Source organism: Candidatus Deferrimicrobiaceae bacterium (genome assembly GCA_035256765.1).
Taxonomy (GTDB): Bacteria; Desulfobacterota; Deferrimicrobia; order Deferrimicrobiales; family Deferrimicrobiaceae; genus CSP1-8.
This window is the reverse complement of record DATEXR010000100.1, coordinates 1-1,744: the sequence shown is the minus strand read 5'-3', so window position 1 is coordinate 1,744 and position 1,744 is coordinate 1. Positions and strand designations below refer to the sequence as shown.

Annotated in this window: 1 protein-coding gene; it reads right to left on the bottom strand. The window is 62.7% G+C overall.

Translation table 11 applies throughout. The features are described from left to right. Positions 1 to 1,744: MMPL family transporter (locus tag VJ307_03250; protein ID HJX73148.1), on the bottom strand; the 1,744-nt coding region annotated here is incomplete at both ends.

Below are 1,744 nucleotides of genomic sequence, written 5' to 3'. Positions count from 1 at the left end.
ATAGGCGATCCCTGCCGGCCTGATCTCGACCCCAGGGATGGGATTCGCCCGGAGATCGCCTCGGATCTTTTCGAGGAGGGCCTTCGTGTCCACGGCGTCCCAGGACTTGAGCTGGACGACCACGTTCGCTTTCCGGTATGGATAGTCGATGACGTTGTTCAGGTCCCTCGCCTTGGCCGCCATGCTAAAAAGGAGAAGATACTGGCCGATCGTCTCCCGGGAGTCGGGAACGGTTTCGTAGGCGGGGTCATCGTCGTGAAGGACCCGGTTGACCCGCTTCACGTAGTCGGCCACGGAGACGGTCTTCCCCACGGGATATTGCTTTTCAATTTCTTTCTGGAGCCCATCCAGCGACTGCAAAACCCGGGGATCTGCGATCCCTCCATCGTCTTTCGCGTCGGCGACAAGGTACAGGGAGGCCGTCCCTCCCAGGCTTTCGTTCAAAATCCGGTCGGCCTTCCGCACCTCGCTTCCGGTCTTGAACCAGTGGATCATGTTGTTGTTGACCCGGATCCGCGCGATCCCCACGGCCGAGACGGCGATGAGCAGGGCTCCCGCGAGGACCACGGCCGTCTTGCGGCCCGTCGCGAAGCGGCCCACGCCGTAAAGCCACCGGGAGACGACCCCGCCCGGATCCTTCCTGAGGTTCACCCGCTCGATGCGCTCCTCCTTCATCAGGGCCATCAAGGCGGGAACCAGGGTGAAGCTCATCAGGAGGATGACGAGGGTCCCGAAGGCCACCAGGAGGCCGAAGATTTTCACCGGTACGATGGGGCCCACGGCCAGCGAGGCGAAGCCCGCCGCCGTAGTGAGATCCGAATAGGCGATCGGGGCGCCGGTGGCCTCCATCGTCTGGAGGACCGCCTCCCGCTTGTCGCGTATGTCCTTGTACCGGAAGTAGAACTCGTTGAAGATGTGCACGGTGTCGGTGCTGATGGCCATCAGGAAAACGGGGGCCATCGAGGCCATGATGTGGATCGGCACCCCCAGCCCGATAAATAACCCCAACGCCCATATGATGGAGATCATCGCCACGGCCATGTTCGCGATTACCAGGATTGCGCTGCGGAACATGAAGTAGAGCGCGACCATCATCACCATCCCCGCAAGGGGGGAGAACCAGGCCATCTGGCGGAACATCTCGATGCCGAAGGTGTCGCGGGCAACGGGGTCGCCGGCAACGAAGAACCGCTCCGGACCTTTCTCCGCGGAGACGATTTCCTTGATACGGTCCGCGACGATCTTCCCGTTGGCTCCCTTCTCGATGGGAACGTAGATCGCCGACATCTTCCCATCGGCGGACACGAGTCGGTTGACCACGAGGGGGTTGCTTGTAATCTGCTTCTTCAGCGCGGCAAGGTCCTCCTCACTTTCGGGGACCCGGCCAAGGAGTGGCTGTGCCCGGAGGGCCTCCCCGTCCACGGTCACGTCGTCCACCGTGGGTAGGCCGATCACGTCCCGCGCGACGACGCCGGGAAGCGAAAGGATCTCGTCCGTGATCCGCTCGATCCGCCGGAGGCTTCCGGTGTTGAAGAGACCTCGTTCATTCCGTATCCCCACGACGATCACGTCGGGGTGCAGTCCGAACCACCCCTCGACCTGGTCGTTGTACCGCCGGACCTGGGAGGTCTCCGGAAGCATGTTCTTGGGGTCCGTGTCGATCCTGATCTTCGGGAACTGGAGACCGAAGGCGACCGTCAGGACGAGCGTCACGCCCAACACGAACCGCGGGTGGGTCGCCGAA